The 11071-nt window shown below is 42.6% G+C and carries 15 protein-coding genes and 1 pseudogene; 1 reads left to right on the top strand and 15 read right to left on the bottom strand.

From position 1 onward, the window contains the following. Positions 1–266, top strand: a pseudogene (locus BIZ36_RS17200) (hypothetical protein); the annotation flags it as partial. 15 nt (positions 267–281) lie between these two features. Here the strand turns inward: BIZ36_RS17200 and BIZ36_RS17195 are convergent. From BIZ36_RS17195 to BIZ36_RS17125, 15 genes are all read right to left on the bottom strand, one after another. Further along, a complete protein-coding gene (locus BIZ36_RS17195; protein WP_187459130.1) occupies positions 282–869 on the bottom strand; it encodes a hypothetical protein in 588 nt (195 codons plus the stop codon). A gap of 6 nt (positions 870–875) precedes the next feature. Then, positions 876–1196: an STAS-like domain-containing protein gene (locus BIZ36_RS17190; RefSeq protein WP_187459129.1), complete on the bottom strand. Its 321-nt coding sequence runs from the start codon at positions 1194–1196 to the stop codon at positions 876–878. A gap of 126 nt (positions 1197–1322) precedes the next feature. Then, positions 1323–2168 carry a hypothetical protein gene (locus BIZ36_RS17185; protein WP_187459128.1) on the bottom strand — a complete coding sequence of 282 codons (846 nt, stop codon included), beginning with the start codon at positions 2166–2168 and terminating at the stop codon, positions 1323–1325. 313 nt (positions 2169–2481) lie between these two features. Further along, positions 2482–2685 carry a hypothetical protein gene (locus BIZ36_RS17180; protein ID WP_187459127.1) on the bottom strand — a complete coding sequence of 68 codons (204 nt, stop codon included), beginning with the start codon at positions 2683–2685 and terminating at the stop codon, positions 2482–2484. A gap of 6 nt (positions 2686–2691) precedes the next feature. Continuing rightward, positions 2692–3720 carry a relaxase/mobilization nuclease domain-containing protein gene (locus BIZ36_RS17175; RefSeq protein WP_187459126.1) on the bottom strand — a complete coding sequence of 343 codons (1029 nt, stop codon included), beginning with the start codon at positions 3718–3720 and terminating at the stop codon, positions 2692–2694. After that, complete coding sequence (locus BIZ36_RS17170) at positions 3717–4058, bottom strand: plasmid mobilization protein (protein ID WP_187459125.1); 342 nt, start codon at positions 4056–4058, stop codon at positions 3717–3719. The genes BIZ36_RS17175 and BIZ36_RS17170 overlap by 4 nt, the downstream gene beginning before the upstream one ends. A 171-nt stretch (positions 4059–4229) precedes the next feature. Continuing rightward, positions 4230–4715 (bottom strand): hypothetical protein, encoded by a 486-nt coding sequence (locus tag BIZ36_RS17165; RefSeq protein WP_187459124.1) that lies wholly within the window; start codon positions 4713–4715, stop codon positions 4230–4232. Beyond that, entirely contained in the window at positions 4712–5500 is a 789-nt protein-coding gene (locus BIZ36_RS17160) for a hypothetical protein (RefSeq protein WP_187459123.1), read from the bottom strand. Before BIZ36_RS17160 ends, BIZ36_RS17165 begins: the two co-directional genes overlap by 4 nt. A 29-nt stretch (positions 5501–5529) precedes the next feature. Beyond that, the gene (locus BIZ36_RS17155; protein ID WP_187459122.1) at positions 5530–6567 is read right to left on the bottom strand and encodes a nucleotidyl transferase AbiEii/AbiGii toxin family protein; all 1038 of its coding nucleotides are present in this window, start codon (positions 6565–6567) and stop codon (positions 5530–5532) included. Continuing rightward, a complete protein-coding gene (locus BIZ36_RS17150; RefSeq protein ID WP_187459121.1) occupies positions 6560–7162 on the bottom strand; it encodes a DUF6088 family protein in 603 nt (200 codons plus the stop codon). Before BIZ36_RS17150 ends, BIZ36_RS17155 begins: the two co-directional genes overlap by 8 nt. A gap of 632 nt (positions 7163–7794) precedes the next feature. Next, positions 7795–8595 (bottom strand): PRTRC system ThiF family protein, encoded by an 801-nt coding sequence (locus BIZ36_RS17145; RefSeq protein WP_187459120.1) that lies wholly within the window; start codon positions 8593–8595, stop codon positions 7795–7797. After that, on the bottom strand, positions 8585–9295 hold the full coding sequence (locus tag BIZ36_RS17140; RefSeq protein WP_187459119.1) for a hypothetical protein: 711 nt from the start codon (positions 9293–9295) through the stop codon (positions 8585–8587). Before BIZ36_RS17140 ends, BIZ36_RS17145 begins: the two co-directional genes overlap by 11 nt. After that, positions 9295–10338, bottom strand: coding sequence for a hypothetical protein (locus tag BIZ36_RS17135; protein WP_187459118.1), 1044 nt, complete (start codon positions 10336–10338; stop codon positions 9295–9297). The genes BIZ36_RS17140 and BIZ36_RS17135 overlap by 1 nt, the downstream gene beginning before the upstream one ends. Positions 10339–10340: 2 nt before the next feature. Next, positions 10341–10556 (bottom strand): PRTRC system protein C, encoded by a 216-nt coding sequence (locus BIZ36_RS17130; RefSeq protein WP_187459117.1) that lies wholly within the window; start codon positions 10554–10556, stop codon positions 10341–10343. Positions 10557–10568: 12 nt separating this feature from the next. Further along, positions 10569–11054, bottom strand: coding sequence for a hypothetical protein (locus BIZ36_RS17125; RefSeq protein WP_187459116.1), 486 nt, complete (start codon positions 11052–11054; stop codon positions 10569–10571). Positions 11055–11071: the final 17 nt, after the last annotated feature.

Genomic DNA, 11071 nt, shown 5'->3' with positions numbered 1-11071 from the left:
CGGATGAGCATTTGACAATAGGATTTTATCATAAAAGTAAAACCCTAGACGTACATCTTAAAAATCATAAAACAGGAGAATACTCGTCACATAGGAATGGAATAATAGATGAGAAATTTTTACAGTATTATAGTGCCTTTAGTTTAAATGAAGAACATCAAATGACCATTGAAGAGGTCTTTAATCATCTTTCCCTTTTATTGGATTCTATAAATAGAATCGACAAGACGGCAATTGATAAATATAATCTAGCTACTATCGACTAAAAAGTGTTGTATCAATTACCTTAACCCTTTGGTTAATTCTTCATAGTATCTATCCATGAGTCTGCTGTTGAGGGTTAGGACTTTTAATTTTTCGACAAAAAAATCTTGGTCATCGGTAACCATTGTTATGCCCTGATTTTTACATATTTGATAGTAACAGTAGTCGTTAAAGTCAAGGCTTGGATAATTTACTGCATTAACTAAATCGGTTTGTTCCAAAGTATGGTCCACATAAATAAGTGAATCACTTCGGGCATCTATTTCATCACAGATTATTTGATATTGGTCTTTAAAATGTGCTGTAGTCCGATATTTCGTTTTAAATTCATTATGGTGCACTGTAGTATTATTTTCTTTCTCGTACATGCGTACAGCAACCACTCTAAAATAAGTATTTGTCAATTCGGAAATGGAAAGAGAGCTTACCGCAATTTTCGAGTGGGGATCATTGTATACTTTATCAAAGAAACCAATGTATTTGTTCATCCTACTATTATCCTCAGAAAATTCGGGAGCTAGAATAGAAAGCCAAATCATTGTATCAAAAAAAAATACTCCTTTAATTGGAGTATTCTTTTCAATTCTTTTGATATCAAAATCCATTATTTACTAACAAAATTGTTGAGCATCGTTAACCGCTTGGTTATAAATATCAGGATTTTTAGCGTTAGAAATTACGCTTTCAATTTTTTTCAATATGATTTCCTTAGTACTCGTTTTATCAATAAAACTCTCACTAAAGTATCCGTCAACAAAAAGTTTGCCTATACTAGCATTCAAAAATGCAGTAGAAACTCTGTTGATACCTCCAAAAGAGAGGATAAAATCCTTTCCTTTTAGATTAGTAATAACATAATCATACAACCTTAACCCATCTGAATGGCTTATAGCATTTGACTGATTAATTACGGTGGAAATATTTAGTATCATAGTACCATTATTAGTCGTTTGTTAGCTGTTTTTACTTTCAACGGTTGCAAATAAAGGTAACAAATATTTTAAACTTTAATTGCTCTAAACGGACTTTAACAACGATAAAACGGGTGCAAAAGTATTCTATACATCATTAAATACCAAATTAATCGTTGTCCCGACATGAAAAGAGTTCAACATTCTACATGTCTCAAATCTTGTGCCACTCTTTATCCCGCAAGCTTTATATGCGTTACCTGATACTATTTCCAAAAATCCGTTGTTATCCTCCATACTTTCACGCAATTCCCAAAGACCAAGGCCACCAGGAGCATCAGTTTTGGTAGTATTTCCTTGAACCATTGCCCAATTTATTGCTTTTTCAAAGGTATCGATTTGTGGGACTTTCCTTTTTATCGGTTCAAGGAACCCTATTCCGAGGTCCACAATGGTAAATTTCAGGCTTTTCTTTATCGGGTAGTATTGGCCGCATAAAAAAATCGGATAATCAGCTTTTGAGTGTATTTCATAGTTTGTGAAAATTTCAATCAATGATTGCACGATTACGTCTTTGGAGTTATCCGCTAATACCAATCTAGGAAAATCAATGAAATCAGATTCTATATATTCGACAAACTCATCTTCGTGGTTCGGAAAAAATTCTTTTAGACGAATAGTTGTACCAGTATCTCTTCCTTGGAATTCATTAGATTCGAACAAGCCGTTTCTAAAAAGTATACCAAAATCAGAAGTGGATGCCGTAAGGTCTGCAAGTAGCTCTAAACTATTTTCCTTTTCTAATTTTCTAACTATGGCTTGAAGCAAAGCTGCCATATTAGCGTCAATCCAATTAAGATCTTTAAAGCAAACTGTAATGGGAGCATTTGAATAATGGCAACATTCCTTATAAAGTGATATCAGTTTCTCATGTCCAAAATGAGTAGTGGAAATGGTTCCTCTAAGTTTAACCGTTTGTATAGTTTCCGCCATAAAGGTCAAACATGAAGTGTAACAATCGCTTTCGTAAAGATTACAAATGTAATATATTTCTAAATTATGGAGTTACCAAGTAGTCAACAATAGTAAAAAGATTGCTCCAGTAATTTTCTATTCATCCAATGAATTCAATATTCTCGGTTATTACTAAGAACTATGTCCAATACAAAATCTTATGAATAGACTTAGTCAAGCCCTCTAAGGTATAAATGAGGTAAACTCTTTACAAATTGCACCTTTTGTAAAGAGTTAATTGTGCAACAGATTTTTAAATTCTTCCTTAAAAGTACAAATAACGACCTCCCTCCTATTTATTTAAGTGTAGCTTACCCATAGAAAGGAATAGGTTTCTATAATGTTTTTTTAGTTTTTCTCTTTCAGTCATGGGTTTTGGTTTATGGTCAGGACATTCCTTAGCTATCTTCTGGGACAGAATAGCTTCCAAATCCTCAACGGACAAGCTATCCACCAGGGCGTTTAACAATTTATCGCTGACTAGACCTCCTTCCATAATGCGCTATAACCTCCTTTTTTTTCTCTTCTTCCTTCGCTTCCAACGGTCGAAATCTTCCAGTTCCATTTTGAACGGAGTGAAAGGTTCGTCATCTAGGCCATCCTTTTGAGTGCCTCCCAAATCGTATTTTGGTTTTTCACCAATTTGGACTGTCCCTCCCTCAGCATCTTTTGCCTTTCCGATAGTGTTCCTTGATGGGCCTGTATCCGGAGCAACAACTCCTTTATTTCCTTGTTCTGGATGATTATTTTCGAGAATAACTCCACCGTCTCTGATTTGTTCATAATCGATCTGTTTTATGATGTTGTTCCATGAATATTTTCGGCCCAAGCTACTCCCCTTATAAATGACCCCTTCGTATTTGAAGGAGATACCGGAAACCCTTCCCGTGTTCTTGCTGATATTGAACTTTGGCCGAATATCCCTTGAACGCAATTGATTGAGAAATTCCTCTGTAGTAGATGAATGTTTTAACGCTTCCCTCAAATGATGTTGAAGTAGGCTTTTAATCGGTGGATTGCCTGTCCGGAGCGATTTTTCTATCTCTTTTTGAGTGAGCGCCGCCTCTCTTTCCAAGCTTGCGTCCGGTAGCTCTGAAAGACCAAATTTCTTTTCCAGCTTGCGTACCAAGCGTTCACTGCGCTCGTAGTCTCTGCTATCGCTGACCAACGCTCCTGATAGTTTTACCCTATTGGCAACGATATGGATGTGTTGGTGGTTTCGGTCATCATGGCGGTACATGATGTATTGGTTGTCATCGAACCCCATTCCCTTTAGATAGTCCGATCCCATCGAAACGAATTCCTTGTCGTTCATTTTTTCACCTGGCGGCAGGTTCAAGGACACATGATAGACCGCTTTGCCAAGTCTCGGGCGTAACTGCCGAATTAAATTGAACTCTTTGGTCATCTCGACTGGGCTTCCCAAATCTATATTCGCATCCAGTACAACGGCCTGGCCCAATTCCACCTTTTTTTGGTTATAGGCCAACAGTCCGTAAAAATCCTTGCCCTTTATCTGTTTTGCTATCATTTGTTGGTGATATTCGACTTTAATTCATGCAAGAGATGCCGTAACTCTCCCAAGTGACGATACAGGTCTTTAGGGGAATGCATACGCAAATGTGAATTTTTGGTCAGTTGGTTGATGTTGTTTCCGATCCGGCTCAACTCGACGAACAATTTTCTATCTTCTGGTGTCACCTTGGTTCTTGGTAACGGTCTGCCCGTTACCTTTTTTCGAATATAATCCGGTATGCCCATGCCCAACGTGGCCGCATTTCCGGAAACGATAAGGTATTCATTGACCGTCATGCGTACATTGACCCGTATCGCTTTCAATGATTCAATATCCTTTTTTGGCCGTGCCATAATCTAGGGTTTAGGGAGGATTCCCCACAAGCCTCGCGAACGAAGTGAGCGGTTTTTGCTTGCAAAAACATGGCTTGCTACGTGACCTCCGATTAACTTAGGCCAAACCTAAAACATATCGCAAGTCAATAAGGGCTTTGCCGTACACGGAGTGTTGTACGGTAAATCGATTCAGCAGAGTTTTACGTCCTCAAAAAGGATTTTAAGCGAAGCCTCCGCTTCAGGAACCTCAAAGTATCTATGGGATTCCAATACGAGATGCTTTAATGCGGATCTATAGCGTGCCTTGCCATGTGCGTTGTCCTCATAAAAAGTACAGGGGTCTTTAGGATGCACCTCCATGGGCGTTGTAAAGGATTTTACGTCTCTGTTCATATATTCGAACCGTTGGGAAGCCCTTCTGTGGATACCTTGAAGGGTAAGATCTTTGGGATATTTAGGGACATTGTAATAAAGTTCTTCCAAGATTACGATAAAGGCCCTCCTGCGGGAAAGTTTCGGTTTCTGCGAAGCGATGCCGATGGCATTTTGTACATCGCGTACCAAACGCTCGGCCAATAGGACCTGTGATCGGGAATATTCCTTGCCGTTGACCTCGGGATGTTCCTCCTTGGCCAATTCCTCCAGATAGCTGAGCAGTTTTTCCGACGGAATCATAATTTAGGGCCGCCCCTGCGTTTGTTTATGTTTGGTGTTCGCTCCATGGCATTTACCAAGGCCTTGGCAAGTTTTTCGGACCGAAGGGAGAGGCCCAGCAGGTGCTGTTGCGTTATAGAACCCGCCAACAAATAATCGGCCATGGTTGACTTCCCAGGCCAAAGCTTTGCCTTTACGACAAGATGTAGCAGTAATTGCTCGTGGGCATCGAGACCATAGCGTGCATTTTCCAGTTCCTTATCAAAATTTTTGAGATAAGCTTCGGGGCGTGGTTTCTTTTCTTTCACGGTTTTCTCCACTTTTTTCCATTGGGCCTGCGTCGAAAAATGCGCTGTTAAATAAGCTACAGAGAATCGGCCATATTCCCATTTCCGGTATGAAGTGGTCTGGTCCAAGAGTTCCATTTCTACAAAATCCACTAGCGGTTCATTGGACAATGGCCGTTTCAGGTCATATTCGACATTCTGGAGTGCTTCCAGCTGTGATTTTTCAGAACTATCCAGATTGTTCATCAGATGTCTTGCAAAAGTTTGGGATAGGTCGAACAGCGGTTGTTTATCTTCCAGAATGGCCTTTAACAGCAGTTCCCTTTGCTCTTTCGGGACTTCATCATAATGAAGTCCATACGTAAAAATGATCGCGACAAGGGTTTTTAGTTGCCCTTCCGAAAGCGTGGACTCTTTGTGGGAAGGGGAAAGACCATCCAGTTCAATGATGACCTCAACGAAAGACTGTCGGTCTATTGGCCGACTGAAATCCAGCACTTTATATAGGGTTTCCGACATGGTATAAATTTAATCAATATAGATTGTTCTCAACTTTTAGGCAAGGGAAATTCCACTCCCATTCTCCAATCCAAAGCAGTCATCTTTTCTAAAAACCCTTGGATTCCTTTGACCAAATCTTCATAGGCTGGGGAATCCCCATAAATCATTTGCTCTTGCATGGTTTTATAATCTGCCTTCCAATCGTCGTCATACTCGGGGGATGGGATGGGCCGTATATCTTGTGGTTGATGCAGATTATAATCGACCCCACCGAGTTTTGTGAATACATATCGATGGTTCACGATGGTTTCGTATAAACCTTTGTCGTGGATGGCATTTGTCGCAAATTCCGTTTTCGATAATTGGAAAATATCATACAAATGTCGGCTTAGCCTATCCACCCTTATTTTTTCCTTGGGACGTTGGAATTCCTCATGCAACAGGAAAAGTTTTTCCAAAAAAGTCCTTTCAGGGGTTACGGAAGGAATCTTCACTGGAGGCTCGACAAATTCGGCATCGGGATATTCTTCGTCAACAAAGGAGTTTATCGGTTTTAATCGAAAAGGTTCCCTTAAGGAGCGACAGCCAATCTCGACCTGTACCCTTGGTTGGATGTATCCGGGGGATTTGGTCAGAAATGGATAATAGATTTCTATGATACGGGGGTCTTGGTCGCTTGATTCGGCCTGAATGATATTGAAACCCACATCCTTAAATCCGCCGTTCTTAAATCGCTGCTGCAACACTGGATAAAATTTCCCTGAAATATAGGAGCTGGTTTCTTTCCTCAGCTTGGTCAGCTGTTTTTTTGATAGCTCCCCTGAATATCCAAAAAATCCGCGGTCAACGGCAAGGTCGATATCTTCACTAAACCGATCTATCAGTTTCCAAGCCTTGCTTAGCGAGGTCCCTCCTTTAAAGACCAAATGTTCCGCTATCTCCATTTCAAAGATTACCTTTAATGCCTGGACGACCCACCAGTCTTTTTCAACCGCAAAATCAGGTATTCCCGTTTTGTTTTCTACATTTTTAAAGATGGCAAGCCGATCTTCTTTAGGTATATCGTAAAATGTCCTTTTATTCATTTTCCAAGCTCTTTTCCATAATTTTACGGATCCATGCCGGAGCCAATGCTATATCGTGAAGCAGGTCTTTTTGGTCTTCTTTTTTCAATAGGGCAATAATCTTTGCTTCTTCCTCGTCCGTTAATTGTTCCTTTCCTATCTCGCGAAGGGCCTGTATGACCAGTCTGCTTATCTCGCCCTTGGCCGATAAATTCTTGGGGGTGGTCTTCTTTAGTTTTATGCTTCGCTTCCCCAATTTTAATTCCCGGGGAGCTCCATCGGTAAGGAAGACAAGTTTCATGGGTACCTGTGTGCTAAGCCCCAACGCACTTAAAGCATATACCCCGGTAGGTACCAACCTGATCTTGTCCCTTTTGGCTATGGCCCTAGCAATCTCCTCTGCCGTTGGCAATACCTCTCCCACATATTTACTTATCTTGGGACGGACATAAATTCCTTGGGCCACTCTTTTTATATACCCTTCTTTTTCAATCCTATGGAGGGCCAACCGTATGGCTTCAGGTGAACCCAATCCCCGAAAATCATCGGGGAACACTAATTCTCCCCGCTCCTTTTTAGAAATGGATTTTTTTATTTTAGACTCAACACTCTGCATAACACATTCATCTTATCTGTAACAAATTTAGTAAATTTTTGTTACAGAATACCTTTGGCTATTAATCTATTCCTACAATAGTTGCCTTCAAATTTGTTTGCGTAAAAAACGGTAAAATATCTTAAATACGGGAACCAACGGTACACACACCGAACAAAGTTCTCGTACACTATGGAACTACAAAACACGTTCCGCAAAGGTATGGGACCCCGATAGGGGCTTCCATACGTTTGCATCCCGTTTCGAGGGGGTTGAAAATCAGTAGCCGGAAAGACGACCGAATGCGAGCCAGCGCAGCGTGCTCGCTCGGTCAGGCTTGAAGGTGGAGGGTTTTCAATTCCCGCAGAAACCATGGGGAGGGAGAGAAAAAGACGAACCAATGAGAACGATTATTCCAATGGTAAGATCAAGAATATGGCCTCGGCCATCTTTTAGCGATATAATATCCCCAGACCGATAGTTCCATTACACCGAAGAGCCAAACCAGATCTTTTATAAATGGAATGCCGACCATGATGAAAAGAAAAAGTAGAAACGGTATTCTCAAAAAACGTTTGAGCCTGAGCATTCCCTGTAAAATAATCCACATAAAAATGATGAATCCCAAAAAGGGAAGCTTTTCGTAAAGAATATCAAGCGACAGCATGCACGTTGGATTTTATGGGGAGCGGATTCGTCCTGCCCGTTTCAAGGTTTACGAATGCCCCGTGATATTTGATTTTTTTGTTCACTAAAAGTTCATAGAGGCAATGGACGGCCATTGATGACAGGGCATCATTGATGAACAGCGATTGTTCCTGCAACTTGTCCGCATAGCTACACCCTTTACCCTGTTCCACCTCATCCTCCATTTTTGATAGGTCGGGGAACAAATCAACGATATGATCTAACTTTTGGTTTTGCACCTCCCCATTCGAAGGCCGATCATTGTGTTGCAGATTTCCGAGGACATACTGACCAAAATATTTCCCGTTGCCCAAATCCAACCAATAATGTTGGTTCTCATAGGGATAGAAACTTGAGTGTGGGTGTTCCAACACCTTTGCCAGTTCCAACCTAAAATCGGCACAGTCCACACAGCTAATGATCAAATTGGCGTGCAATCTTTTATCGTCCGCACCTATCCGTTCGGGAACGGCATCCCATTGCAGTCCGAAGGTATGGTTGACCTTGGTTACGGCACAAATGGCCTTGTTGCCCCCAACGTCCTGTGGGGCGTACAACTGTCGGCCCACGTTCGAAGGCTGTACCATATCCCCGTCGAAAACGGTCACATAGATGCCTGGATGCCCCAACTGCACCAAGGCATGGTCGAGCCTTGCCAAACGTGCCAACACGAGGGAACCATTGCCCCCTGCCCCGACCAACGCAATGGTTATGGGATGGGTGGGAGCGAAAAAATAATTCGGGGCGTAGTGGTAATTAGTTTTCATAGACATGCTGTAAAAGTTGGTGGTTCGGGAGTAAAAGGGCTTCCTCGAAATGCATCGTCTCGTGCATCTGGAGCATCAACTCAGTGTAGTTTCCGTTCAGCAGATGGTCGTGGTTCGTATGGGTAAACACGGACAGGAAAAATTGCTTTTCCACAAAGGCCATGATATCCTCATAAAAGTCCAAATGGCGATTTTGCAATGTCGCATCGCCCATGCACACCTTTCCAGAGGCATATATGTTCATAAAGGGGGCATGGTAGAGTTCAGTACCGTCATGGATGGGCTTTTTTCGAGTTATGGCAAAAACGGAAAGCGATTCCCCCGAAAGGGAAAATACCAATTTGGGTATGGGATATGTTCCCGTAGGTATGTCCAATTGCTCCTTAAAAAGAAGCCTTTCCGTGGGTCGGTCACAAGACCAGACCAACTGCAACGTCCCCTTGTCCCTGAAATAGAGCAACTGTTTGGGCAACCGGCCCTTAAAGGAAAACTCACTTTGGTCCACATCGACCAATTTGAGCATGTCCCTTACCATATCCATGGTAAGCGGGGATCCTGCCCCCAATTTCCCGTTTCGAATAGTATGCCTTGAAAAGTAACATTCGTCCCGTCCGTAATACCCGTTTATGGCCTCATAGCCTATGATGGCCATTTTGGGTACAAAGTGAAATTTCGGGTCTTGTAGGGTGTTTTCTTCCATCAGAGTTCTTTTAAGAGTTCGTTCAAACGATCGATAAAATTGAAAACGGCATTTATCTGCCCTTTCTCCCGCAATACAAAGGCCTTGGTCTCTTTACCAATGGTAAGGGATGTATCGTAGATGGTATGGGAGTATCCATACTGTGCAATCTCGTTTACAAAGTTGATATAGCCGTTTTCCAGTTGGGAATCCTCCCTATCCAAAAAGACGATCAGATCGTCCACCTCCATATCCATATCATCTTCCAAGAAACATAGGTTGGCAAAGGCATTGAAATCAATATTAGGGGCTTCCAACAGCAAATCCCGCATCATTTTGAACAAGGTGTTCTTTGAACGGTAGCCACGCATACAGGCCAGCCAATCGAAATCCTCGTACTCCGCATAATCGGAAGCATGGGCCTCGATAAAGCACAGGACGCATGGCCCCTCGGCACAGCAGTCGGTCTTGGGGTCGGATTCCGCTTCCGAGACCTCGAACGACCATTCGAGCAAGCATTCCAAGAGGTAGCCCATCCGCTTGAATACATTGTCAAAGGGCAATGAATGTACAAAGGACAGCAGGGCAGCGAACAGTTTAGGGCTACGGGAACGCAATGAAAATATGGGTGCCATTGGGATTGCCCAAATATGGTGCGCCTCAAAAACGGGTTTCATGACAAGGATGCCATTATTTCCCTCTTGGGTACATACCTCCTTTACCAGTGCATCGGGAATTTCCATGTGCAATCGTTGCAATTGTCCGAAGAACCGCATTTCAGGGCTATCGTGCATCAATGCGATTTCTTTGCCCGTAAGCGTATCCAATGCATTTTTCGTTAGGGTGCTTAGCGTATCCCATCGATTTCCGTCGGCACAGTCGAATACCTCGAATCGGGGCAAGATGGGGATGGTCAGGTCAGAAAAAAACGATCCCCTTGTTGGATGTGCTTGGGTCTTCTTGTTCCCGATGACGGCCTCTTCCGCGAATCGAGAATGCCGAACAAGGCCTTGTGGAAGTGCGACAGTTCCCCTTTTGATGGTATGTGCTTCTTTTTCATTCATCGCTATCCTTTGGTTCCCGCTATGGTCTTGAACATAATTTCATGCCGACCGTCGACAATGCCGTTGTCCACGATCTTGGCGTTGGTCAATTCGGGATACACCGAGGCATAGTGGTCTTTGATTTGGTCAGGTGTCCAATTTGGGTCGATGTCGTACAACAGGGATTCGCCCGAGACGTTCTTTAGCATAAATTTTCGTTCCAATCCTAATACTTCCATAGTGCTTGTGGTTTAAAAAAAGGTGGGTTGTTGATAGGCTTTCATATCCTCGATGGTCTTTTTAGCCAAAGCGTCGTTTTCATCGAGTTCCAGTACCTTCTTGGCCTGATCCACGGCCTTCTCGTGTTCGACCATCGGGTTGAATTTCTTGCCCTTGACCAGTTCCCTTAGGTCGGACAGGGCTTTCTTCTTTTTCTCCTTACGGTCGCTCGCCATTTTGGTCTTTTCCTCGGCCTTTTTCAGGTTGCCGAGATAGCCGTTGGCATTGTCGAACAGTACTTTTGTTTCCTGCATGGGTTTCCCCAACCGTTCCAAAAAGACGGTATCGATTTCCTCGATGCTGCCCTTGAGCGTAAAGGGCCGTATCGCTTTTAGGGCATTGTCGCCCTCCGATGCCTTTGGGAGTAGGGAGACCGCACAGTCCGTACCGTGAAAGGAGACCGATATGGAGAATTGTCCAATGCCCGTCTTGCCCAAAGATTTAAAGAATGTTTCCATAGGTATTGTTTTTAATT

This window comes from Cytophaga sp. FL35 (assembly GCF_014349235.1).
GTDB lineage: Bacteria > Bacteroidota > Bacteroidia > Flavobacteriales > Flavobacteriaceae > Euzebyella.
Note: the sequence above shows the minus strand (reverse complement) of the source record. Positions and strands in the feature narration are given on the sequence as shown.

Coding starts and splice junctions, on each gene's coding strand:
- BIZ36_RS17155 (WP_187459122.1), bottom strand. CDS start 6,567: ATGAATAAAAGGACATTTTACGATATACCTAAAGAAGATCGGCTTGCC.
- BIZ36_RS17160 (WP_187459123.1), bottom strand. CDS start 5,500: ATGTCGGAAACCCTATATAAAGTGCTGGATTTCAGTCGGCCAATAGAC.
- BIZ36_RS17170 (WP_187459125.1), bottom strand. CDS start 4,058: ATGGCACGGCCAAAAAAGGATATTGAATCATTGAAAGCGATACGGGTC.
- BIZ36_RS17150 (WP_187459121.1), bottom strand. CDS start 7,162: ATGCAGAGTGTTGAGTCTAAAATAAAAAAATCCATTTCTAAAAAGGAG.
- BIZ36_RS17140 (WP_187459119.1), bottom strand. CDS start 9,295: ATGGAAGAAAACACCCTACAAGACCCGAAATTTCACTTTGTACCCAAA.
- BIZ36_RS17190 (WP_187459129.1), bottom strand. CDS start 1,196: ATGATACTAAATATTTCCACCGTAATTAATCAGTCAAATGCTATAAGC.
- BIZ36_RS17195 (WP_187459130.1), bottom strand. CDS start 869: ATGGATTTTGATATCAAAAGAATTGAAAAGAATACTCCAATTAAAGGA.
- BIZ36_RS17180 (WP_187459127.1), bottom strand. CDS start 2,685: ATGGAAGGAGGTCTAGTCAGCGATAAATTGTTAAACGCCCTGGTGGAT.
- BIZ36_RS17145 (WP_187459120.1), bottom strand. CDS start 8,595: ATGAAAACTAATTACCACTACGCCCCGAATTATTTTTTCGCTCCCACC.
- BIZ36_RS17135 (WP_187459118.1), bottom strand. CDS start 10,338: ATGAATGAAAAAGAAGCACATACCATCAAAAGGGGAACTGTCGCACTT.
- BIZ36_RS17130 (WP_187459117.1), bottom strand. CDS start 10,556: ATGGAAGTATTAGGATTGGAACGAAAATTTATGCTAAAGAACGTCTCG.
- BIZ36_RS17125 (WP_187459116.1), bottom strand. CDS start 11,054: ATGGAAACATTCTTTAAATCTTTGGGCAAGACGGGCATTGGACAATTC.
- BIZ36_RS17165 (WP_187459124.1), bottom strand. CDS start 4,715: ATGATTCCGTCGGAAAAACTGCTCAGCTATCTGGAGGAATTGGCCAAG.
- BIZ36_RS17185 (WP_187459128.1), bottom strand. CDS start 2,168: ATGGCGGAAACTATACAAACGGTTAAACTTAGAGGAACCATTTCCACT.
- BIZ36_RS17175 (WP_187459126.1), bottom strand. CDS start 3,720: ATGATAGCAAAACAGATAAAGGGCAAGGATTTTTACGGACTGTTGGCC.